The sequence below is a fragment of the Kitasatospora kazusensis genome, from assembly GCF_039529945.1.
Taxonomy (GTDB): Bacteria; Actinomycetota; Actinomycetes; order Streptomycetales; family Streptomycetaceae; genus Kitasatospora; species Kitasatospora kazusensis.
Map to the genome: position 1 here is coordinate 213,826 of NZ_BAAANT010000006.1, position 22,759 is coordinate 236,584.

14 protein-coding genes are annotated in these 22,759 nt (G+C 73.2%); 4 read left to right on the forward strand and 10 right to left on the reverse strand.

The window, feature by feature from the left end:
* Positions 1-33: 33 nt before the first annotated feature.
* The 5 genes from ABD330_RS07945 to ABD330_RS07965 all read right to left on the reverse strand — a co-directional run bounded on the left by ABD330_RS07945 (position 34) and on the right by ABD330_RS07965 (position 6,673).
* Positions 34-1,128 (reverse strand): macro domain-containing protein, encoded by a 1,095-nt coding sequence (locus ABD330_RS07945; protein ID WP_344462294.1) that lies wholly within the window; start codon positions 1,126-1,128, stop codon positions 34-36.
* Between the two features lie 47 nt (positions 1,129-1,175).
* The gene (locus tag ABD330_RS07950; protein WP_425555475.1) at positions 1,176-1,904 is read right to left on the reverse strand and encodes an RES family NAD+ phosphorylase; all 729 of its coding nucleotides are present in this window, start codon (positions 1,902-1,904) and stop codon (positions 1,176-1,178) included.
* Positions 1,904-2,608 carry a hypothetical protein gene (locus tag ABD330_RS07955; protein ID WP_344462296.1) on the reverse strand — a complete coding sequence of 235 codons (705 nt, stop codon included), beginning with the start codon at positions 2,606-2,608 and terminating at the stop codon, positions 1,904-1,906. Before ABD330_RS07955 ends, ABD330_RS07950 begins: the two co-directional genes overlap by 1 nt.
* A complete protein-coding gene (locus ABD330_RS07960; RefSeq protein WP_344462298.1) occupies positions 2,605-6,021 on the reverse strand; it encodes a CHAT domain-containing protein in 3,417 nt (1,138 codons plus the stop codon). Before ABD330_RS07960 ends, ABD330_RS07955 begins: the two co-directional genes overlap by 4 nt.
* Positions 6,022-6,130: 109 nt before the next feature.
* Positions 6,131-6,673 (reverse strand): hypothetical protein, encoded by a 543-nt coding sequence (locus ABD330_RS07965; protein WP_344462300.1) that lies wholly within the window; start codon positions 6,671-6,673, stop codon positions 6,131-6,133.
* Between the two features lie 260 nt (positions 6,674-6,933).
* Between ABD330_RS07965 and ABD330_RS07970 the strand changes: the two genes are divergently transcribed.
* Both ABD330_RS07970 and ABD330_RS07975 read left to right on the forward strand, forming a co-directional pair.
* Positions 6,934-8,145 (forward strand): 4-hydroxybenzoate 3-monooxygenase, encoded by a 1,212-nt coding sequence (locus tag ABD330_RS07970; RefSeq protein ID WP_344462302.1) that lies wholly within the window; start codon positions 6,934-6,936, stop codon positions 8,143-8,145.
* 87 nt (positions 8,146-8,232) lie between these two features.
* Entirely contained in the window at positions 8,233-10,005 is a 1,773-nt protein-coding gene (locus ABD330_RS07975; RefSeq protein ID WP_344462304.1) for a methyltransferase, read from the forward strand.
* Between the two features lie 45 nt (positions 10,006-10,050).
* Here ABD330_RS07975 and ABD330_RS07980 read toward each other — a convergent pair whose 3' ends face one another.
* The 3 genes from ABD330_RS07980 to ABD330_RS07990 form a co-directional block, all read right to left on the reverse strand.
* Positions 10,051-16,890, reverse strand: coding sequence for a DUF6531 domain-containing protein (locus ABD330_RS07980; RefSeq protein WP_344462306.1), 6,840 nt, complete (start codon positions 16,888-16,890; stop codon positions 10,051-10,053).
* A 146-nt stretch (positions 16,891-17,036) separates the two neighbouring features.
* Positions 17,037-17,999, reverse strand: coding sequence for a hypothetical protein (locus ABD330_RS07985; RefSeq protein ID WP_344462308.1), 963 nt, complete (start codon positions 17,997-17,999; stop codon positions 17,037-17,039).
* A 254-nt stretch (positions 18,000-18,253) separates the two neighbouring features.
* Positions 18,254-18,613: a hypothetical protein gene (locus tag ABD330_RS07990; protein WP_344462310.1), complete on the reverse strand. Its 360-nt coding sequence runs from the start codon at positions 18,611-18,613 to the stop codon at positions 18,254-18,256.
* A 553-nt stretch (positions 18,614-19,166) separates the two neighbouring features.
* Here ABD330_RS07990 and ABD330_RS07995 point away from each other — a divergent pair.
* Positions 19,167-20,438: a helix-turn-helix domain-containing protein gene (locus ABD330_RS07995; protein ID WP_344462312.1), complete on the forward strand. Its 1,272-nt coding sequence runs from the start codon at positions 19,167-19,169 to the stop codon at positions 20,436-20,438.
* An 84-nt stretch (positions 20,439-20,522) separates the two neighbouring features.
* Here ABD330_RS07995 and ABD330_RS08000 read toward each other — a convergent pair whose 3' ends face one another.
* Together ABD330_RS08000 and ABD330_RS08005 are read right to left on the reverse strand one after the other, a co-directional pair.
* The gene (locus tag ABD330_RS08000; protein ID WP_344462314.1) at positions 20,523-21,035 is read right to left on the reverse strand and encodes a hypothetical protein; all 513 of its coding nucleotides are present in this window, start codon (positions 21,033-21,035) and stop codon (positions 20,523-20,525) included.
* Positions 21,032-21,967 carry a class I SAM-dependent methyltransferase gene (locus ABD330_RS08005; protein ID WP_344462316.1) on the reverse strand — a complete coding sequence of 312 codons (936 nt, stop codon included), beginning with the start codon at positions 21,965-21,967 and terminating at the stop codon, positions 21,032-21,034. The genes ABD330_RS08000 and ABD330_RS08005 overlap by 4 nt, the downstream gene beginning before the upstream one ends.
* Before the next feature lie 237 nt (positions 21,968-22,204).
* Between ABD330_RS08005 and ABD330_RS08010 the strand changes: the two genes are divergently transcribed.
* Positions 22,205-22,510, forward strand: coding sequence for a cupin domain-containing protein (locus ABD330_RS08010; protein WP_344462318.1), 306 nt, complete (start codon positions 22,205-22,207; stop codon positions 22,508-22,510).
* Positions 22,511-22,759 lie beyond the last annotated feature (249 nt).

Genomic DNA, 22,759 nt, shown 5'->3' on the forward strand with positions numbered 1-22,759 from the left:
GCGCACGGCGCGGTACCCCTCCATTGCAGCGGCTCAGCCGGTCGCCCGCCGGTCGCGCGCAGGGCGGATCCCGGCCGGGACGCGCTCCACGAGCGCCGCGGCCTCGGGCGTGCGCACCACGAAGTGCACCTCCCACTGCGCTCCGCGCGCCAACTCGGCCTCCACGGCGGCCCACACGGCGGCCAGGCTGACCTCGTGCGGGAGGCCGCCGCGTCCCGAGCCGAGCAGCGGGAAGCACACCGAGCGCAGCGGCGGGTCGAACCGCTCGTGCTCCTCCGCGAGCACGGCGAGCACCCGTGACGCGGCCCGGGTGACATCGGACGGCAGCACGTCGTAGTCGTTGGTCCCGGCCCGGGGCACGGCCACCGCCGCGTGGTAGATCCGGCGGACTCCCCGTTCCGCCAAGGCCCCTGAGCCGGTGGCCGCCACCGTGCCGGGCAGTACGGCGCGCCCGGCGACACCGTGCGCGGCCTCCCAGGCGCGCAGCTCGTCGTGGACCGGGTCGGCCAGCACGTCACCGGTCACCCCGCGCCGGGCGGCGGCCCGGCGCAGTGACGCGGCGACCGAGGACTTGAAGGGCACCGGCAGCGCGAAGTACACGTTGGACGGGGAGACGACGACGTCCACGTCGCGCAACAGGTCCACCGGGTGCACGTGCAGGGTGAGCGCCACCGGCCGTCCCCCGGCCGTCATCCGCACCGTCCGGTGGGTGCCGCCGCCCGCCTTCGCGGGCGGCGGGCCCGGCTCCGCGGCGAGCCGCAGGACGTGCTCGGCGATCTGCTCCAGGACCATCACCTCGTGGTCCTTGCGGAACCGCTCCACACTCACCCCGTAGACCTCGGCCGCCCGCACCCGGCGGTCGGAGGCCGGCCAGTCCCGGGTGCCCTGCGCCAGCCCCAGCGTGTACTCGGCGGCGGTGCGCAGCGTCCCGGCGTCCAACTGAGAGACGGCGAGCCGCAGCAGGGCCTCGACGGCCGCTCCGGGCGTCCGGGCGGTCACCGGGACGGCGGCCCCGGCGGCCGCCTCCAGGGCGGGCAGCGCACGCCCGCGCAGGCGGACCAGCCCCGCCCGCCTGACCTCCTTGAGCTCAGGCACAAGTGACGCGGAGTCGAGTAAGAGCGATGCCATGCGCACACGATGGCATCATGCCTCGCCCACGCACAAGCTCCCGGCGATCACCACCCCACGGGCTTCGAGATCTCCGCCCAGAGCGGCCTGAGCAGCTCGTTGGCGTGCTTGAGGCCCTCCGGGGAGCCGAGGTCCGGGACGCTCCGGTCCGGCACCGCCTCCAGCGGGCCGCCCTCGCAGCGGTCGAGGCGGTCGCGGTAGAGCACCAGGACGTCCTCGCTCCGGTTGCGCCGGGAGTCCCAGATCAGGCCCTGCGCGTCCGCCGCCTGCGCCCGGATCTCGCTCGACCAGCGCCGTGACACGGCGTAGTTGCGCTCGTCGTCGAGGAGCGTGGCCTCCTGGCGGACGGCGGCCAGGTCCGCGCCGGTCCGCAGCGGGACCAGGGTGAGGTCGTACCGGGCGCGCAGGCAGCTCAGCGAGCGGCCGCGCGCCACGGCGTAGGGGACCTCCCGGGTACCGCCCGGACCGTCGAACGGCACCGAACGCAGCATGCTCTCGGCCAGGGCCGTGAGTGGTGTCATCGCCAGGTAGAGGTAGTGGTACGGGTCGAGCACGGTGCCCTCGAACCGCCCTCCGCCGAAGTGGATGTCCGAGAGCCGGTCGTTGAACTGGTCCGGCGCGTAACCGGACTTGTGCACCCGCCACAGTTCGGTGCCCGCCGGGATCGTGGCGGCGTTGGGGCGCAGCACCTTGTCGATCATGGGGAAGAAGCCGGTCACGGGCGAGGAGCCGGTCACGGGAGACGAACCGGTCGCGGGGAAGGGGCTGTCGCTCATCATTCCCCCTCCACCAGTTGCGTGGCCGCCCCGACCAGCCGGTGGTCCGGCAGGTGTCCGAGCAGCGAGGCGGGCGCGGCGCCCAGCCAGCTGTTGTCGCCGAGCCACCAGGCTCCGGCGCCCCAGGGGTCGATGTCCGCGAGCAGCAGCCGGTTGACTTCGAGGACGACCTCGTACGGGGCGCCGCCGTCCGCCGTGAACTGGAACTGCGGGTAGCGGTCGTCCGCGCGGGCGTCCGGCACCCTGATCAGTTCCGGCGGCGGCGGGCCGCCGCAGCGGTCGCGGGCCTCCTGCGCCGAGAGCGTCCGCGCGCCCAGCCGCAGGTGGTCCGGCCGGGTCTCGGCGGGGGCCGGAGCCGCCTCCGGTCCGGCTTCCGGGGCCGGGGCGGAGAGCCAGGCGAGCAGCTCGTACGCGGCGGCGGCGTCCACCGGTGCGGGCGGCGCGGCGACCAGCCGCGCGGATTCCAGCGCGGCGCGCACCGGATGGTCGAACTCCAGCGCTGTCAGGGCCCGGCGGACGCCTTGGAGCGCCTTGCGCCGGGCCCGGTCGTCCGCCGCGGCGGCGAGCGCCTCCAGGCGGCTCAGCAGGACCGCGTACCCCTCCTCGCCGAGCTGTGCGCGGATACCGTCCCGGTGTTCGCGGATCAGACCGAGCAGCCGCTCGGTCGAGCGCCCGCGGTCCTCCCCCGTACCGTCGCCACTCACGCGTTCCTCCCGTCCCCGCCGGTGTGCTCCGCGGTTTCCTTCGTACCGGTCATGTCCTCCTGCCTTCCCGGGCCGGGGTGGCCCTGGTGGATGAAGGCGGCCCAGTGCGCGATCCGGTCGAGGTCCGGGCGCCGCATCTCGCGCAGCAGGTCGCCGTGGAGCGTGCCCGGATTCCGCCGGTCCGGGTCGAGCATCCACAGCTGCGCCGCCCGGAGCGCGTCGACCGGGCTGAGCCGGTCGACGTTCAGGTAGTGGTGGAACACCGCCATCAGCACCGCCGACGCGCCGTCCGAGACGGCCCAGCGGGAGCCGACGACATCCCGCGCGCCGGCGGTGACGAAGCCCGTGGTGAGGGTGAGCGCCTCGTCGTGGTCGCGGGTCGACAGGTCGGTCTGGCAGGCGCTCAGTACGACCAACGGGCCGTCGGCGCGCGGTTCCCGGGCATCCGGGAACTCCAGCAGCCGGGTGACCGTGAGCAGTTCGGGACGGGGGCCCGGGGCCGCCGACTCCTCCGGCTCCTCCGCGCCGTCCGCGCCGTCCGGGTCGGGCAGGCTGAGGGCCGAGGCGGTGGGGTTCGTCCCCGCCGAGCCGTGCGCGGCCACGTGGAGCACCGAGACCCCGTCGGCGAGGTACCCGAGGACGGCGTCGGGTGTGCACGGGGCCAGTTCGTCGTCCGCCAGCTCGGAGACCGCCCCGCACACCCGGGCGTCCGGGTAGAAGGAGTCCCGCAGGGCCAGCACCTCGATCTCGGCGAACACCAGGCTCTCGGTCGGGTCGGCGAGCAGGACGGGCGCGGCCGCCGGAGGCCGGGGCGCGCGCCGCAGGGTACGCAGGAACTGGCTGCCCGAGGCCGCGTAGCTGACGGCCGCACGCCGGCAGAGGTACGCGCGGGGCTGCTCGCCGGGCATGCGGGCGGCGTGCCAGGGCACGATGCCGAGGCGCCCGCACGGCACGAGGACGATCCGCAGCGGCCGGCCGTCGGCCGCCAACCCCTGTTCCAGGCCGTCGATCACCGGGCCGAGCACCTCGAAGGCCCAGTCGCAGAGCGCGGCGAGCGCGTCCTCCCAGGCCCGGCGCAGGGCGGGGTCCGGCGCGCCGGTCTCGCGCACGGCGGCCTCGTGCGCGGCGGCGGCGTCCAGGTAGCGTTCGAGCGGAGCGCTCCCGGCCTGCGACAGCTGCTCCCGGACGCTTGTCGCGACCCCGAGTTCGGGGGCCACCGCGATCACGATGCCGGGGCCGACGGCGTCGCCGGGGACGAGGTAGAGCAGCGCGTCCGCACCGCTGTCCGCGAGTCCGTCGGCGAGTTCGCCCAGCGTGGGGGCGGCGAGGAGGCCGTCCTCCTGCCGGTAGCCGAGCGCCTCCAGGGCCCGGCGGCGCAGGGTGCTGGGCAGTTCGGCGGGGACGCCGTGGGCTCCTGCCGCGCCGTCCGCGCTCGCGGTGGCGGCCCGCCAGGCCCCGGCAAGTTCGTGGTGCCCCCGCTCTTCGAGGAGTTCCGGCACCGCCGACGAGGCGGACGCCGCGTGCAGCACCAGCGCGCGGCCCGACTCCAGGGCGGCCACCGCCTCGTGCGGCCGCCCTTGGGAGCCGGCCCACAGCGCGGCCCGGACGCCCCGGCTCGCTCCGGCGCGGGCGGCCACCAGTCCGTGTTCCGCGCCGGCCTGCAGGACGACGTCCGCGGCCAGCGCGGTCAGTGCCTCCTCCGCGGCCGCCAGGGCCGCGATGTCCGCCACGTCGTCGTTCTCGACCCCGCGCACCCGGTACGCCTCGGCCAGCTGCCACAGCGCCTCGGCGGCGATGCGCGGCGCCCTGCCCTCGCGGACGCCGTCCCGGACCCGCTCCAGTTCCCCGATCAGCCGGTCGAGGACCGTCCGGTCGCGGGTCATCCCGTATCCGAGGACCAGCGAGAGCGCGGAGTTGTACACCTCTTCGGTCGGGGCGTCCGGCCGCGGGGCGTGGTGCTCCGGCATCGTCACCGTCGGCTCGTCCGTCAGGGCGGCGCGCAGGAGGTCGAAGTCCGGAAGGGGCGGGATCGGTACCGTGTCGCCGAACGGCGGCCCGGTCTCCCTGACCGTGGACATCCCGCCCTCCAGGTCGGACAGGCTGTTCAGGAGCAGCTCCCGGTCGCCGGTGACGATGCCGGACTTGGCGCGGGCCGCACCGAGCGTCAGCAGGACGATGCCCCGGAAGAAGCCGTCCGGGACCTCCTCCGCCAGTTGCTCGGCCTCGGCCAGCAGGCCGCGCACCACCCGTACGTCGGCCTCGGTGTTCCCGCTCTCCCCGACGTCCATGATCCGGCTGTACAGGTCCATCACCCGGGCCATCACCATGGGATCCCCGATCCCGGGCGGCAGCTTGTCCCGGACCCCCTCCAGGCCGTCCCGGATCGCCGCCATGTGGCGGCGGCCCGCCTCGCGGTCCTGGAGCGTGCCGCCGGCGCCGGCGCTGGCGTTGAGCAGGAGCGCCCGGATCCCCTCCAGGTGCGCGGTCGGGTCGAAGCCCGGGGGTGGCTGGTCCTGGACGGCGCGCAGCCTGCCGAGCAGGTCGTTGACGGCCTGGTGGGGGTCGGCGCTGTTCAGTGCCGCGTCGAGGCCGTAGGTGGTCGCGTTGACGGCGTCCAGGCCGGCCGCGATGCGGCGCAGGGCGTCGGGGGTGAGGACGGTTGCCGGGTCCGGCGCCGGGTCCGGGGGCACGTTGCCGGTGGCAGGACCCGGGGCGGGGGCTGGGGCGGGCATCGGTGTCCCGGCCGGGCCGAAGAGTCCGCCCAGCAACTGCCGGAGCCGGTCCGCGAAGGGGTCTCCGTCCGGGATCATGCTCTCGAACAGGTCCGAGATCCCCTCACCGGTCGGGGCCGCGGCCACCTGCTGCATCCGGCTCAGCTGAGCGAGGAACTCCGGTGGCAGCGGGAGGTCGACGATCTCCGCGAACAGCTCCTGGACCTCCTTGGCGGCGCTCAACATCCCGGCCGGCCCCACCTGCCCCATCCACTCGACGTAGGCCGTGAGGTCGGGCACGTCCCCGAACCCGGCCTGCGCCTGAAGGGGTGAGAGGAGGCTCACCAGGACCAGCGCAGCCCACTGGCGGTGCTCCTCGCTCGCCGTCGCCCCCAGCGCCGTGCCGCGGTCCCGCACCTCCCGCAGCAGTGACTGGGCGCGCTCCCGGTCGGCGGGCACCCCGCCACCGGCGAACTGCCGCAGGGCCAGCGCGGATCCCAGCCACATGCTCACCGCGCTGCACAGCGCGGGTTCGTGCTCCAACATCCGGGACAGCTGCTCCAGTTCGGCGACGGACGCCTCGCACTCCGCCAGCGGCGCCTCGTCGCCCCGCAGGACGGGAAGCAGCCGTTTCGCCCGTTCCTCCGCGTCCGCGGCCCAGGCGCGCAGCCCCCGCACCCCGCCGTCCTCCACCTCGCCCACCGGCACTCCGCCTCTCCCGATCCCGGCTCCTGGCCCCCTGGGCCCCGTGACTACCGCCACTATGCCGAGCCCCGGCCGGGGCGGCAGCCGAATTCCGCGACCGGCCTGATCAACGCCCGAAATCCGCCCGGGAAGCGCCCAATTGGTCCCTCATCTCGCCCCGCATCCGGCGCAGCGCGGCCCACAGGGCGTCGATGTTCTCCCGCACGGCGACCGCCGAGTCACCGGTCCGGGTCGGGCCGCCGTCGAGGCGGCGGACCATGCCGTAGAGCGCGCCCAGGTCGTGGCTGAACCGGCCCGCGAGGTCGAGTACGGACTCGGGTACCCGCAACTGTGCTTCGGCGTACGCCTCGCGGTACTGGTCCCGCGCCCCGGTCAGCCGCAGCCAGGTCTCCTGGAGGTCCTCCTCCCGGACCAGCGCGTGCAACTGGTCGGTGAGAGCGGCCAGATACTGCCGGGCCGCCATGTTCAGCGCGACGTAGCACGAGCGCAGCTCCTGCTCACGCCGGCGCCGGTCCGAGACTTCCTCGACCCGCTCCTGCCTGCGCCGGCCGCTCCGGTCGGCCGCGCGCTGGGTCAGCAGCGCGGACAGCAGTGTCCCCGCGACGCCGACGACCGCGACGCCGAGCGCGCTCGTGTCCCCGAAATCCACCCTGGCCTCCGTCCACAACTCCGTTACCCGGCCAGCAAAGCAGCGACCTCCGGGCCGGTGGAACGGCCGGCCCGGAGGTCGCCCGGTGTTCGACCTGACGCCGACCGGCCCGAAGTACCGCCGAGGATCCGGAGGTTACGAACCACGGAGCCCCAACCAGGCATCTTCAAACGGTTCATGGGTGTCAGCCCTGACGCTTTGCGACCATACGGGTGATTCTCGGTGATCCGTACGGCTTTCAGTGATTATGATCCACTCCCGTGACAGAACGTCAGAACATCGGCACAGCAGGGGACTCGGCCGACGTGGTCGTCCTCGGCGCCGGACCGGCCGGCCTGGTCCTCGGCAACCTCCTCCTCAGCAGCGGGATCGACTGCGTCATCGTGGAACGGGCCGGCCGGGAGCACCTCCGGGCCCGGGCGCGGGCCGGCTTCCTCACCGCGCACACGGTACGGATCCTGGACCGGCACGGGCTGGCCGAGGACCTGCACCGGCACGGCCGGGAGCACGGTGTGTGCGAGTTCCGCACCGAGGACGGCCGTTTCAGCCTGGACTACGGCCGGCTCGGCAGCGGCGCCCGGCACACCGTCTACCCGCAACAGGAGTTGGTCACCAGCCTGCTGACGCGCTTCCTGGACTCCGGCGGGCGGGTGCACTTCGAGACCGAGGCGCTGGCGGTGCTCGACGCCGACAGCCGGCAACCCTCGGTGACCGTGCGTGCGGCGGACGGACGGCCCGGCCGGTGGCGGGCCAGGTACGTCGCCGGCTGTGACGGCCGGCACGGCGCGGCACGGCGCTCGCTCCCGCCCGGTGCGGTCCGCCGCTACCACCGCGACCACGGCGTGTCCTGGCTGGGCCTGCTCGCCGAGGCGCCACCGAGTCTCGACGCCGTGGGCTACGCGGTGCACCACCGGGGCTTCGCCGGACACATGGCACGCTCCGCCGAGGTCACGCGCTACTACCTGGAGTGCGAGCGCGGTACGTCGGCCGCCGACTGGTCCGAGGAGCGGATCTGGGACGAGCTCGCACTGCGGATGCGTGCGGCGGACTACGGCCCCCTGAGCACGGGCCGGATCAGCCAGGCCGAAGTCTTCGCGCTGGAATCCGATGTCCTGGACCCGCTGCGCCACGGCTCGCTCTTCCTGGCGGGCGACGCGGCGAGCCTGATCAGCCCCTCCGCCGCCAAGGGCGCGAACCTCGCGGTGCTGGAGGCGGAGCTCCTCGCCCGCGCCCTGGTCGAGGACCTCGCACACGGCGATCCCGAACCGCTCGCCCGCTACTCGGCGCAGTGCCTGGAGCACATCTGGCGGGCGCAGGAGTTCTCGCTCTGGATGATCCGGCTGCTGCACGGCACCCCCGGCTCGGGCGGCGAGTCGCTGTTCCAGGACTCCCTGCGCCGTTCCCGCCTCCGGTCGCTGCGTCAGTCCCGGACCCAGCAGGACTGGTTCGCCGAGAACTACGCGGGTGTCTGAGACCTGCTGCCCCTCCCCCGAGGACCAACCCCCCTCTCCCCCCTTCCCCGAGTACGACCACGCACCGGAACGAGGACCTCCCAGCCCATGACGACGACGATGACATCCGGTGACACGGCCCGCCTGCGCGCGGCGGTCGAGTTCGTCACCGGCCACGACACCACCACCTTGCTGCAACTCCTGCTGCCCGGACTCGACGGCCCGGAGCTGCGGGCGTTAGCGGACCGCTGCCACTTCGCGCACGCCGCGCTGCTCGTCTTCCCGTCCGACCCGTCGATGCTGCGCGCGGAGCTGACCGCCTGCGGACTGGCCGCCGACGTGGCGGAGCAGCCCAGTGTCGTCGTCCGGGAGCGGCTGGCCCGGCGGTACCGGCACGACCCCGCGGAGCTTGGCGTAACGATTCTCCGGCCCACGGTGCACGGCCCTGAAGGCGAACGGCGGACGGTCGAGCTGTTCGCGCTGGTCGTCCCGCCAGGCTCGGAGCTGGCCGCGATCGCCGCGCACGAACGCCTCCAGGACAACGAAGCGCACCTGGCCTTCGAGGTCGAGCGGCCGGATCCGCTGGTGCTGCGCGGCCTTGCCGCGGTCTTCGCCCGGTACGGCGCGGTCCCCGACGGAGGCGGGTACAACCCGCACGAGGACGGCACGGTGTTCTACTTCACCGCCCCCGCCGACTCGAAGGCCGGGTACCGGCGGGTGGAGCTCTACGCGAGCGGCGACCATCGGGACGTCCTCGCCGGCCACCTCGGCCCGGCAGGCATCCACGACCCCGCTGAAACGCTCCTGCGCCTGTTCACCGGCGCCTGGACGACCCAGGCGCTCGCGACCTGCGCACAGCTGCGGCTGCCCGAGGCCCTGGACACCCGGGCAGCCGTCGGCGTCGAGGCGCTGGCCCGGACGGTCGACGCCCACCCGGAGAGCCTCGCGACGCTGCTGCGCTATCTCGCGATGCTGGGTGTGGTGCTGGAGAGCCCGGACGGATTCCGGCTCACCGAACTCGGGACGCTGCTGCGCGCGAACACCGCCGGATCGATGCGGCCGCTGGCCCTCATGTACGGCGGCCCGTTCTACCACTCCTTCGCGCTCCTCTCCCATGCCGTGCGAAGCGGGCGGACGGGCTTCGAGCAGCTCTACGGCGAGAACCATTTCGACTACTTCGCCCGCCATCCCGAACTCGGCGAGCGGTTCGACCGGTCCATGGCCGCGAGTTCGCGCATGTTCGAACCGCTCCCCGCGCATCCGGTCCTCACCGCGGCGGGCCGGGCCGGCGGGCCCAGGACGGTCGTCGACATCGCGGGCGGCAACGGGGAACTGCTCGGCCGCATCCTGGCCGCACACCCGAGCCTGCACGGCGTCCTGCTCGAACGCCCGAACGTCGTCGACGCCGCCCGCCGGTCGCTCGACCCGGCCGTCGGCGACCGTTGCACCTACCGCGCGGGCGACTTCGCCGACGTGCCCCCGGGCGCGGACGTCTACGTCCTCTCCCGTGTGCTGCACGACTGGGACGACGACCGCTGCCGGGAGATCCTGCGCGACTGCGCCCGTGCGATGCCCGCCCACGCCGACCTGCTCATCGTCGAACGCCTCCTGTCGGACGACCCGTCCTCCCTGGCGACCTCCTGGGACCTCCACATGATGTGCAACGTCGGCGGCCGCGAACGCCGCGCCGACCACTACGCCCGGCTGCTCGCCGACGCGGGGCTCCACCTCGTCGGCCACTCCCCCCTGCCGCTGGACGCCCACGTGCTGCACGCCCGCAGGCTCACCGCCCCCGCGTACGTCCCGGCCCCCCAGCGCGGGGCGGCGGGCCCGTCCGAAGGGCCGGCCCCCGCCCCGCCCCGGGCGCGCCCGGGGTCCTGACCGTCGCGGACGGTGGGGCCGCCGAGGGCGGCCCCACCGCTCGCGTCACGCCGTGGCCGGGCCCGAGGCGCAGCCCGCGCCCGAGGAGCTGAACGAGGGCGGCGGGTTGGAGATGAGGCCGAGCGGGTCGAGTCCGGAGATACCGGTCGCGAAGAAGTCGGCCATTCCGTTGCTCAGCACCATGCTGCCGAACTCGCTCTCGACGTTGGACGCCATGGTCGCTCCGTAGCCTCCGCCGCCGAAGCCGACGCCGGCACCGATGAGCCCTTGGATCCCCGCGTGTGCGTAGTCGACATGGCCCCAGCCGTTGTCGTTGGCCTGGGTGAACACGCTGGAGGCGAAGGACCCCACGCCGTTGGCCGCCGCGTCGGTCATCGCTGTCGCGCCGATCCCGCACTCCGGGCCGCACAGCCCGCTGGCACCGCCGGCGACGGCACCGGTCACCGAGTCGATCATCACGTCCTTGAGATTGAGGTTGCCGTTGATGACGCCGTTCACGATGCCTCCGGCCGCGCCGCCGACCGCTCCGAGGACCGCTCCGATGACGATCGTGCAGAGCGGCCAGCACAGCCCGCTGCGGTCCGTCACGTTCCCGGGGTTGTCCTGGGCGTACCCGTAGGCGGACCGGCTGAAGTCGATGGCGGGGTCGCGGGTGAGGAACTGCGCCGTGGCGGGGTCGTAGTACCGCGCCTGGAGGTAGACGAGCCCGGATTCGGCGTCCTGGTAGCCGCCGGTGAACGTCAGGGGTGTCGTCGCCGGGCCGGAGGCGGAGGTGATCCGGCCGTAGGAGTCGTAGCCGAAGGCCGCGGAGACCGCGCCACTGGCGTTCAGCAGTTCCTTGGTCGAGCCCAGCGAGTCGCGCAGGTACCAGTAGCTCGTGCTCCCGGCGAGCTGTTCGACGGCGCCGCCCGGCCCGTAGACGTAGCTCGTGGTGCCGTCGCTGAGCAGGCCGGCGGTCTCGGCGTCGTTCCAGGTGAACTTCGTGGTCACGCCGCCCGCCGAGGTACCGGCCCGCAGCCCTGCGCCGTCATAGGTGTAGGTCGCGCTGCCCGCGGGGCCGGTGAAGCCGGTGAGCCTGTTCGCCTGGTCGTAGGTGTAGGTGCTGCCCGTCCCCGAGGCCGGCTGGGCGTTCGTGCGGTCGCCCGGCGTGTTGTAGGTGTAGGTGGTGGCCCCGGTGGGCGCCGAGGTGCACGGCGCGCTGCTCGTCGCCGTTCCCGGGAGGGTCCAGCACAGCTGGGAGGCCGCGTCGAAGCCCTGCGCGCTGCCCGCGACCGTGGTCGGGTTGCCGGCCGGGTCGTAGCCGTACGAGGACGGGTTCGTGCCGCTCACGGACTTCAGCTGCTCGGTGGCGGTGTAGCCGAAGGTCTGGGCTGTGTCCGGCAGACCGGTGGGTGTGCTGGTCAGGAGCTGGCCGGCGCCGTCCCGCGTGTACGCGAGGGCGGCCAGGGTGCCGGTGGCGTTCGTGAGGACGGTGCCCGCCGTCCTCCCCGCGTCGTCGACGGTGTTCGTCACGGTGTCGCCGTTCGGGTAGGCGGTCGACGTGAGGTTCCCGTCGTTGTCGTAGCCGAACTGCGTCCTGGCGTTGTTCCAGTCGGTGACCGCGGTCTGCCTGCCCGCCTTGTCGAAGGCCTGGAGGACGGTCTGGCTGGGGCCGCCGGGGTAGACGATCGAGGTCTGACGGCCGTCGTTGTCGTAGCCGTAGCCGATCGACGCCCCCGCGCCGTCGGTCTTCGACACGATCTCGCCGAACGCGTCGTAGGACCAGGCCGTCGTGCCGGTGCCGTCGGTCATCGCCGTCCGCGCCCCGCCGCTGTTGTAGCGGTAGGCGACGTTCGGGGTGACGCCGTCGGAGTAGGTGAGCGACGTCAGGCGCCCGGCGGCGTCGTAGCCGTCGGTGACCGTCCGGCCGGCGGCGTCGACGCCCGTCCGGGGGTGCCCGTCCGCGTCGTAGGTGTAGGTCGTGCTCCGGTTGTCGGGGTCGGTCCGGCTGGTCTGGTGGCCCCGGCTGTCGTAGCCGAACACCGTCTTGGCGTTGTTCGCGTCGACGGTGTCCGCGGTGGTGCCGTCCGGGTTGTAGTCGGACCTGGTCCGGGTGCCGTCCGCGCCGGTGGTGACGGTGAGCCGGTTCGCCGGGTCGTAGAGGAACGTCGTCTGCCGGCCGTTGCCGTCGGTGCTGGAGGAGCGGTTCCCGTCGGCGTCGTAGCCGGCCGAGGCCGAACGGCCCAGCGGGTCGGTCGTCCTGACGACGTGCCCCCACGCGTCGTAGGCGTAGGCGGTGCATCCCCTGGCCGGGGGCGTGCATCCGGGAGCGGTCCCGGCGGCGGTGCCGTCCGGGGTGACGGCCGAGGTCAGCCGCCCGGTCCCGGTGTCGTAGCCGTAGCGGGCCACGTCCCCCGCCGCGTCGGTCCTGCTGACGGCCTCCCCGTACGTGTCGAACGTCGCCGAGGAGGTGTTGCCGTCGGCGTCGGTGACGCGGGTCTCGTCGCCCGGGTGGGCGGCGTCGTCGTAGTAGAAGGCGGTCGTCCGCAGCGGCGGGGACACCGGATTGCTGTCGACGATCTCGGCGGACTGCTGCGGCTGGGTGACGGAGATGCCGGTCGGCAGGCCGAAGGTGAGCGCCCCGCCGTTCGTCCCGCCGGACACCGCGATGTGCCCCGCCTGGTCGTACCCGTACGTGGTCAGCACACCCAGGGGGTCGATGGCCGACGTCAGGTCGTCGAGGGCGTCGTAGGTGTAGGCGCTCGTGTTCCCCAGGCCGTTGCTGGCCGAGATCCTGTTCCCGTGCTCGTCGTAGGCGAAGGTCTGGACGTTGCCGAGGGGGTCGGTGGCGGTCGTCACGCCGAGGCTCACCGGGTCGTAGGTGTAGGAGGTCGTGCCGGGCGTGGCACTGCCGTAGCCCTTCGTCTCCGAGACGAGCAGGCCGTTCTGGTAGGTGTCGAGGACCTGGTGCCCTGCGGGGTCGGTGACGAGGGTCTGGCCTGCGGCGAGGGACGGACTGCCGGCCGGACCGTAGGTGAAGATGGTGGTGTGCCCGGTCTGGTCGGTCTGGTTGACGACGCGTTCCGACGTGTCGTAGACCATGCTCATCACCGGCGCCGGGCTGGTCGTGGTGTCGCCGTAGTACTTGGCCTGGCGCCACGAGGTGAGCAGGTGCGAGGCCGTGTTGTAGCCGTAGACGGTGTGGTCGTCGTCGTGCAGGGTTGGGGCACGGGTCGTTCCGACGCCGTACACGTCGGTCAGGTCGCCGGAGCCGTCGTAGGCGTAGGTGACCTGGCGGCCGGCCGAGTCGGCCAGGCTGGTGACGTGCCCGCCGCTCCAGCCGAGCGTGTACACGTGCCCGGCGGGATCCGTGACGGTCGACAGCTGGCCGCCGCTGTAGGCGAGGGTGGTCGCGTAGGGGGTGGTGGCGTGCGCGCCGGCCAGGTCCGTCTCGGCGGCGAGGTGGCCGGTGGCGATGTCGAAGGTGTAGATCTGCTTGCCCTTGCGGGTGAGGGTGTAGCTGGAGCCGGCCGCGGTCAGCGTGGCGTCGTAACGCGGCGCCGACGGCGTGTAGCCGGCGGACGTCTTGACGAACGTGACCCGGGATCCGTCTTCCTGACGGATCGTCACATTGCCCGTGGTGCCGTCGGTGGCCGCGGAGAGGTTGTAGGAGAAGGTCCAGCCGTGGCCGAACGGCCCGTCGAGCGCGTTCCCCCCGTTCGGGCCGGCGGGGTCGGCCAGCGCCGAGGAGTAGGTGCGGGTGAAGGACAGCGGCATGCCCCGGCCCGGCGTGGACAGGTCGGTGACCGTCTCACCGTAGTAGCCGGTCGCCGTGTCGACCGGGTCGCCGGCCGTACGGGTCGCACAACCGCACTGGATCCAGGCCGGGTTGCTGCCGGTGGGCGCGTCGCTGATGCCGGGCGGCCCGCCGATCGGCGTTCCGGGGGTGCCGCCCTGGGGGAGGAAGGCGATGGCGTCGTACCCGACGTCGTACCCGCCCGGCGTCATCGAGCTCTGGTTCGACAGCTGGACGGTCGCGCCCGGGGACATCGCGAAGGTCCCGATCGTGACCCACTGGTCGGAGCCCCAGGCCTGGTTGACCCGGATCCTCCACGGGCTCGCGCCGCCGCCCGGATTGACGACGTAGACGACGTCGGTGGCGCGGGCGCCGGTCGCCGGGATGTGCAGCTTGACCTTGTAGTACTGGAGGGAGGGCAGCGTCGGGGCCCAGGTGCCGGTGTTCATGACGGCCGCCTCGGTGCCGTTCTGGGTGTGGTCGAACATGAGGTAGCCGCCGAAGCCGGCGCCGAGTTCGTGGGTGTCGACCGAGCCGGTCGGGTCACCGTTGGCATTGGTGCCGTAGGCCATCGTGAAGGCCCCGCCGTTGGACCAGTTCGAGGCCGCCGGGCAGCCGACGACGTTCAGCGGGGTCCTGCCCGCCGCCAGGCCCACCTGCGCCGCGACGATGACCGGCGGCCCGTTGGAGGTGGTCGGCACGACACTCGTGTCGAGACTGCAGACCGGTGGGTGCGGATCGGTGACCGGGGGCTCGGTGGAGCCGGAGCCGACCGCGTAGGCGCTGGTCGAGCACGTCGTCGGGCAGGTGGGGACCCAGGTGACCGGCGTGTGCCACCAGCACTCGAAGTCGGCCAGCGTGCAGGTGCCCGACTGCCCGGCCGCGCCCGGCGTGCAGCGGTTGTCGGCGGTGGTGCAGAAGGTGCCGAAGGCCGGGATGTTCAGCCAGTTGCTGCCGCCGTTGAAGGCCGCCTGTGCGTACGCGTGGGTGCCCATCCGCACGAGCGGGGTGCCCATCCAGCCGAGCACCCGCTCCTGGTACGGCCAGTCGGCCGGATGCGCCGCGTCGCCGTACGTGTAGGCCAGGTACGGGGCGCGGCCGGGCGGGAAGTTCGGGTTGGCGGGGTTGTTCGCCCAGCCCAGGCCCCACGTCCCGTCCGGACCGGCACACGCCGGGCCGGGGGTGCAGCCGGTCGTGTTGCCGTGCTTGGCATCCGGCTGGACACCGGTGTTGTACGCCCAGATCGCGAAGTACCAGTTCTCCAGGAACCGCGGATCGCCGCCGTTGGCGGTGATCCCGGCGCTGTACAGGGAGTTCCACGTCCGTTCGAGGATCTGCAGGCCGGCGGCGATGTTCTCCTGGTAGTCCACCGCGATCTTCCACTGGCCGTGGGCCGAGTACTGCTGGCCGGTCTGGTTCGCGAACATCCCCGTCGTCACCTGGGAGATGCCGTAACCGCAGTCGGCGCCGGGGTAGTTGATCGTGTCGATCGTCCCTCCGGCACCGTAGTAGTCGGCGATCACGGGGTTGCCCGCGAGCCCCGGCAGCGCGTGCCAGGACGCCTGGTCCCAGTTGGACTCCTGCGCCATGATCGCCTCGAAGACGGAGCGCGGGACGGTGTTCCAGGTGCCGGTCGACGGGTGCGACAGCGGCACGGCGGCGAAGTCGCCGTTGGGCGAGTAGGAGGCCAGGCCCAGATTCCCGTAGTTCGCGGGGCGGGCGTACGCCGAGCCGGTCAGCAGGTTCTGCTCGGCCATCTGGACGGCCCAGTCGATCTGGCTCGACCCCGGCTGCGCCACCTGGAAGACCGGGCTGTTGCGGGGCACCGAACACGCCGGGGTCTGCGGCACCCCGGCCGGCGCCGCCGCGCCGCCGGGGCCGCTCACGGGCCGGCTCTGCGCCGGGACGGCGGCCGCCGGCAGCTCCGAGTCGAGGGCGTTCCGGTTCACGCCGTCGGGGACGACGGCCGAGGTCGCCGTGGTCGCCGCAGTCCCGGCCGTGTCGTCGGACGACTGCTTGACGAGTCTTCCCGTCCTGGCGGCGAGCACCGTCGGGTCCGGGCCGGCGGCCGTCCGCTGCGGGCCGAAGACCGCGTCACCGTCCAGCGAGACCGTCAGCGGGTCGGTGATCGACTTCGTGTCGACCGGGCGGACGAGGGCGCCCGCGCCCACGCGGTCGGCGCCCGTCACGACGGTGTGTCCGCCGCGCCCCGCGAACAGCTTCAGCCGGGAGGTGCTCCCGCTGCCCGCCTCGGTGACGGCGCCGTTGCTCTCGTGCTCGACCCGGGCCGTCCCGGAACCAGGCGCGGTCACGAGGAAGTCCACGCCGCCGTCGGCCGCCGGGCGCAGGTCGTACGCCTGGCCCGGGACGGCGGCGACCGTCAGGGGCAGTCCGGCCCGCGGCCCGGATTCGGGCACCGACACCAGCCGGTCCCCGAGGACGCCGATCACCCCTTGCACGGTCGGGACCACCGACGTCAGCTGGCCCGCGACCCTGCTCGTACGGTCCACCGTGCCCGAGGCCAGCGAGGCCGAGACGATCTCGGTGGTCTGCTGGTCGGCACCCAGGGCGACCGTGAACTCCGCCTCGTCGCCGGTCCCGCAGCCGGGAGAGTGGTAGGCGAGGGCGACACCGCTGGCAACGGCCCGGACCCGACCGGTGTCCAGGTCGACCGCATACGCGAAGGCACCGTGACCGCGCCCCGCGGTCGAGTTCGCGGCCGAGAGCGGGGCCACCGTCACCGCCGCATAACGACCGTCCCCGGAGACGCACTGGTAGCCCGTCCACGACGACTCGTCGAGGCCGCCGGGATGCAGCACCGCCAAGTCGCGCCACGAGAACCCCGACTTCTCGCGCGACACCTGGAGATGGTAGCCGTGGCCGTCGCCGGACCCCGAGACCGCGATGTCGGGCGAGGAGGCCGCAGCGGAACCGAAATCGGCGGCGACGCCCTGCCGGAGCGGCGCGCCAGGACGGTTCGGCGAGGCGAACGCGGTGACCGCGACCACCCCGTTGGCAGCCAGACTCATGCAGAGCGCGACGACGATCCGCCGCCTCCAGTCGAGTGCTCCGAACCGCCGCGAGACGACTCCACGTGCTCTGCCCTGCATCGCTTCTCCCCTGAATAACCAAAGAATCGTTCCGGACCGGCAGTTGCGGACGGGCTACTTCGAACCAACCCTTCCGGGGCGGCAGTTGCGGGCGGGCGACTCCGGACCGGCGACTGCGGCTGGTGGCGGCGCTCCCGACGGCCGGCTCACCCTGCGTCCGCACCGCCGGTGGCTATGAGGTGCGCCGCCTTGCCGAGCCGGTCGTCGAGACTCCGCTTGAAGGCCGAGAGAGCCGCCGCGTGCGACGCGATGTACTGCTCGTCGTACGCGGTCTCGACGGCGACCGCCACGCCCACCAGGTTCGTCGACAGCTTGCAGGCCAGATCGGCGGTGGCCGTGGCGACCTCCGCCGGTGTGTGGGTGACGGAGACCGCACCCGGACCCCTCGGTACGGACCGCCACTTCGGGTCGAAATAGGCTGCCCACGGCGACGCGTAGCTGAAGCCCCTGGTCTTCATGCAGTCACTCCACCGGGCGTCGGCAGCGAGCAGCCGGGGGTCGGTCGCCGAAACCGTCGGCCCGCCGTCCGGCAGCTGGCCGGAATCCGCGGGCATCGGCGGATCTCCGACCTCCGCCCTTCCCTTCCCCAGGCACCCGTGCTCGGGGACGGGCTTCCCGCCGTACACGGTGACCGGCTTCTTGGACCTGTCCATGCCGTTGAGCACCGCGTGCACCGCGTCCGAGATGACCGGCTGGGCGCTGCTGTCGCCGACCCCGAGCGCGTCGTACCCGGTACTCCTGGGTGCGGCCGGGTCGAAGAATCCGTAGACCACGGAACGCTTCTTGAGCTCTCGGGGCGTGTCGCTGAACGCGTTGCCCCACTGCGGAGCCGGATAGGACAGGCCGTAACCCTGCACGCACCGGCTGGTCGCCGCAGTGGAGGCCTGGAACAGCGTCCTGGTCTGCTCGACCGTCACTTCGTACGAGTCGATGGGCAGTGTGATCTGGTCGACCGACGTGATCACCGCAACCGGACCGAGCGGCGGCAGCGGACCGCTCTGCCCCGCCGGCCCTCGGGCACAGGACGCGACGGAGGCCAGCAGCAGCAGAACCGCCGCGACTCTCGGTGCGTTGACGCCCGGAAGGGCCTTGATACTCGAAAGGGTCATGATGCTCAACACGCAACCTCGGCTCGTCCCGGTCGTCCCTGTTCTGTGGTGGCGGCCGCCTCAGGAGCCGGCGACCGCCACCACAGGGAAGGCGCGCCGAACGCGAGCCGCACCCGTTGGGCCGGCGCCGTCGGCGTCACGGCCTCGGACCGCTGCCGAGACGTGCGCCCGGCGACGGACCGGTCACCCGACCCGGCGCGAGGCGGGCCCGGACGGGCAACCGCCCATCGTGCGCGGTGCGGAGGCGGGGAACACTACTTGGTGATGTAGATCCACTCTGTCGTCCACAGGCAGCCGGAACCGCAGTCGGGCAGGACGATCCCCCAGCCCGGAGCGAAGTGGACCGGGACCCAGCCGGAATCGGCCACGACATAGCCGGTGTTGACGCTGCTACCGACCCCCCACGTCCCGGAGATGTCGGCCCAGCCGGGGCCGGTGTTCCCGTCCTTGCGCAGTCCGTAACAGAAGTCGGGGCCACCGCTGTACACAGTCACTCCGACGGTCGGGCAGCCGATCTGGACAACGGTGGCGTCGGCCGGCGCAGCCACCGCGACACTGCCGGCGAGGATGCCGCCGGCGACGGCGATCGTTGCGAGCTTCCTACGGAACCCCATCATCGTGCTCTCCGTTACTGCCGTTCGGCGTCACCGGTCCCCGTCGACCACGGATCGCCGAGTCTCTGCCTCCAGGTCAGGAGCCAGGTTCTGGATTGCGGCACGAGCATCGCTGACCACTCGGGGTACGGCCAGGCTTTCGGGCGTCCCGGACACTCCTGGAAGTCCGGGGCCCGTCCGGGACGGCCCGCAGGCCCGGCGGGCGGCGTGGACGCAAGGGGCGGGCGTGCCGCTCCGGGGTGAACGAGCCGGTCGCCACCGGCTCGGCGCTCCGGAGGCCGGGGCGGCGGGGTACCGGCCGGAGCTTCCGGAAGTCTCGCCCGCACCCGGCCCCGCTCCCACCCGGCTGGACGGTCCCGGACGGTTCGGGCCGGTCCGGGACGGGTGGACCCGCACCTCTCGTCAATCTGACGGTCAGTCATATCACAACGGCAGAAGACCTGTTTCCCACGGTTCGCATGCCGGGTAGGCTCCCCTTGTTGTCGTGCTCGCGCCGAACCGGGGGGTTGAGGTGCCGGAGAAGGATTCATCGGCCGAAGGGCTGGTGCCGTCCATGATGAGCACGCCGGCCGACTTCGTGAAAGGCCTCGGCCTCCTCCGCGTCGAGGCCGGACGGCCACCCCTGCGGGAACTCTCCCGCTCCACCGGGATTCCGCGCAGTACGCTCTCCGTGATCTTCGATCCCCGCCGAGGCCAACTGCCGACACTGGAACGCTGCTTCGCCCTCCTCGCGGCACTGGGCGTGACCGAGCCGCAGACGGCCCAGTGGGCTGCGGCGTGGCGGCGGATACAGGGCGCGGAGCTGCGGCAGGCCGAAACGCCCGCCGCGGAGCCCGACGCGGAGCCCGGCCCCGCGGCCGACGCCGTGACCGCGACCGGCCCCGCACCCGACGCCGAGACCGACGCCGTGACTAACGCCGAGACCGGTCCCGTGACCGGTCCCGCCGAAGGCCGCGGGGCCGCCGTCGCCGACGGAGCATCAAAACGCGGCGGGGAGCGCCGACGGCTCGGCGTCGCCTTCTCCCTGGGGTTCGTACTCGCCGTGGCCAGTACCCTCGCCACGCTGCACCTGATCCGGGCGTCCGCGCCACCGGCGCCGGTGCTCGTCGGGGACTACGCGGTCTGCCGGCCCGCCGGCCTCCCCTCGGGCCCGCAGACCGCGAGGCCCGGCCCCCCGCCCGCGACCGCCGGCTCCGTCCCCGCCCACCCGGCCGCCTGGGTCGGCCGTCCCGCATACGACGCGCAGATCCTCACCACCACACAGGTCGCCCTGCCGATCACGACCGCCGTCGCCGACGGGCACACGCTGATCATCACCATGATGCTCACCAGTACCTGTCCCGGCCCGGTGACCGTCACCGACAGCCAGGACAACCACTACCGCACGGTCTCCGACGTCACCGATGCCTCACGCCACCGCGTCCTGATCATCGCGGCGTTCGACGTGGACGGCCTCGGCACCGCCGACTCCGTCAAGCTCGGCTATCCCAAGGCGAGCAAGTACCAGGTCGCCGTCGACGAGTTCAGCGGCCTCAGCGGCGCGGACCAGGCGGTGACCGCCTCCGGCGCAGCCGGTGGCACCGCCTTCACCACCGGCACCGTACCGCTGTCCTGCACCGGGGGCGGGCTCCAGGTGGCCGCCATCGGGACCAACTCGGGTGATGCGCCCGCTCCGTCCGCCGACTGGACGGTGGTCCCGCCGGTCCTCAAGCTCTCCTCCTACCGGCTCACCACCGCGTACCGGCTCACCCGCACCACGGGCCCGTGCGCGGTGACCGGCACCACCACCGCGCAGTGGGCCGCCGCACTCGCCACCTTCCACTGACCGGCAGCCACCCGCCCGGTGAACTCCCACTGCACATCCGTCAGAGGGAGCGTCGCGCCGCAGACGGGGGTTTGACGACGTGCCCTAGCGGACGTGGCGGTACCAGCGGCGGTGCACGGCCGGTTCGACGGACAGTGCTGTCGCGCCCGCCATGGCACCGACCACCAGGGAGGCCGGGCCGCCGCCGTTGAGGAGCGCCCCCAGGCAGGCGGTGGCGACGGCCAGTGGGCGGATCAGGGTCAGCGGGCCGAGTCCGATGACCATGGCGAGGGTGCTGGCGCGGAACGGCAGGACGAAGTAGGCGGCCAGTGAGAGCAGCACGGCGGTGGCGTAGACGGTGAGCGGAAGCAGGTAGCCGAGACCGCCGGCGGCCAGGGTGGCGTAGGCGCGCGCCGGGTCGGCGGCGGTGAGCAGCAGAAGAACGGCGGTCAGGGCGGGGGCGAGCAGCAGCACGGCGCCGACTCCCAGCCCGCGCAGCGCGGCCCGCAGGTTGGCGCGGTGTTTGCGGATCCGGGCGTCGCGGCCGGCGTAGGCGCGGAAACCGCTGAACGCCGCGTCGACCAGGCCGAGGGCGACGAGCGGCAGGGCGGGCGTCATCGGGCGGCCTGCGCGAACTGCTCGGGGCCGAGAAGCCGGCGGGAGGTGCGGCCGAGGGCCTGCCGGAGGGGAACCTCCAGGTGCGGGCGGACGCCGAGGACCGGGCGCAGCGTGGTGCAGAAGGGGTTGGCAGCACGTCGGGGCTCGTAGAGCAGCGGCCGCATGCCCGATGCCGCGGCGGCGGCCCGCAGCAGGGACTCGTCGCTGTGCGCCCGCCGGGCGGAGGCGACACCGTCGTGGCGGCCCAGCGGGTGGCGCATCCGGGCCCGGTGGAACATCCACGCCCCGATCGGCGCGAGGCCGGTCGCGGCGATGTCGTAGTGGCAGAACGCCAGGGCGGGCGAGTCGGCTTGGGCCCGGAAGAACTCCGTCAGCGCGGGCTCGGAGAAGTGGTGCAGCACGCCGGTGGAGACGTACACGGTGGCGGCCTCCGGCAGGGCGAAGGCGTTGCCGTGGACGAAACGGCAGCGGAGTCCCTCGGCGTGCGCCAGGCGGTCCGCCTCGCCGACCAGCGCGGCGTCCAGGTCGACTCCGACCAGCTCGACGTCCGGGCCGAGGGCGTTGGTGGCCGCCAGCCAACGGACCAGGTAGCCCAGCCCGCAGCCGATGTCGACCAGGCGGTACGGCCCGGCGTGGCCGGCGGCCCGGATCGCGGTGAGGAGCGGGCCGAGCAGGTGGACGAGCCGTTCGCCGATCCGGAGCTCCTCGCTCAGACGCTGGAGTTCGGTGTGCACGCTGATCAACAGACGGTCCACGGCGCCCGGGTCCAGCACCCCGTCCTGGTCGGCGGGCAGCCCCGCGACGAGCCGCGCGGCCCGCCCGTCGCCGTTCGCGCGGAGCTGCTCGACCACCGCGGCACGCCGTACCGGCAAGCGCCGGCCGTTGTCCGGGTCGACTGCGGTGATCAGGTCGGATATCTCGAGTTCAGGCACAAGGCAGCACCCTACGACGCCGCTGCAAGAGCTGCCCATCGTGATGCGGCCGTGGCCGGGGGCCCCTCCGTGCCCCTTGCTACGGCACAGGCGCCCTCGGCGTTCGTCCCGGCAGCAGTCTTTGCCAAACGGTCGACCACTTGCCCTTCCTGGTCGGATAGCCTCCGAGTCATCCATTGATCTTGATGCGCGGGCCCGTCCGGCACGACCGGCCGGGGCCGTCGGGAGGTGTGTGCCATGAGTGTGGTCGATCTGAAGGAGACTGCGGCCGGCCTGCCGGAGGCGTGGCGCTCCCACCGACTGGGCCTGGTGGGAGCGACCTGCGTGAAGGTGCTGCGCATGGACGAAATGCCGGTGGTGGAGGAGAGCCACCGGGCCGCCGAGGCGCTACTCGTGCTCGACGGCCGGCTGGAGCTCTCGGTGGACGGCGTCCCGGTGTCGGTGCGGCCGGGCGAGTTGTTCATGGTGGCAGCGGGAACCGCGCACGCCGTCCGTCCCGGAAGCAGCGGCACGCTGGTGATCCTGGACCTGCCGGAAGAGTGATCGTTCGCCGGGCGGCGTCGGTCGGATGCCCCGGTCCGGCGCGAGGCCCGGCGACCCGCCGCGGGAAGACCGCCACCGCCTTCCGCGCCGGACTCCGCATCGCGGGCATCCTCCTCCGACCGCCCGCCGGTCCGCGGGAGACGGCCTAGGTCCAATGCTGGTGACTTTGTCCTGTCTGTCTCGTTGGTAGTGGTGTGGCGAGGGTGGGGCAGGTCAAGGCACCTGCGGGTGAGCGGTTGTCGGATCGGA